Raw genomic sequence first — 643 nt, forward strand, 5'->3', positions numbered from 1 at the left:
CCTGCAGTACCATTCATAGCATCCGCCGCTGTAGGGTGATATGTTATTAAGTGAATCGCTGGATCTAAGCCGGCTAAGATCTCTGTTTCTGTAGCTAAATTATTAAGTTCAAAGATTTCAAAGCCATCTCCATCATCATCACACTGTTGTAAATCTGTAATCTCATCTGTAGATATCTCTGGCAATGCAAATACTAATAGCTCAAAACTATACACCTTACTACATCCTGTAAGGGTGTTTTCTGCAAGTATATACAACACAGGCATCCCTGTGATATTATCATAAGGAACAGTAATATCTATCTGCTCTGCAGTATTATCATTCTGTGCATTATCAAAGGTTTCATAAAAACGAAGTACCACATCAGGTAATCCTACTAAGATATCATCTGAGTACTGCTGAAGATCAAACACTCCAAATCCATCATTATCATCATCACAGGCAACACTCGGTGGTAATGGCTCTGCAATGAATGGAAGTGGATTCACTACCAAATCAATCGTAGTTTGTGTCATACACATCCCAGGTTCAGTACTACTTATCTGAATAAAGATCGTTTGAAGGTCTGGTGTCGTGTTTATGTAGGCACTTGGATCTGTTATGGGGTTGTCAGCATCTAAATCTGCTTGTGTTACATAGTAAG

The 643-nt window shown here is 38.7% G+C and carries 1 pseudogene; it reads right to left on the reverse strand.

The window, feature by feature from the left end:
- A pseudogene (locus Q1A01_RS23620) lies at positions 1 to 643 on the reverse strand (hypothetical protein); the annotation flags it as partial.

This window comes from uncultured Dokdonia sp. (assembly GCF_947492815.1).
Lineage (GTDB): Bacteria > Bacteroidota > Bacteroidia > Flavobacteriales > Flavobacteriaceae > Dokdonia.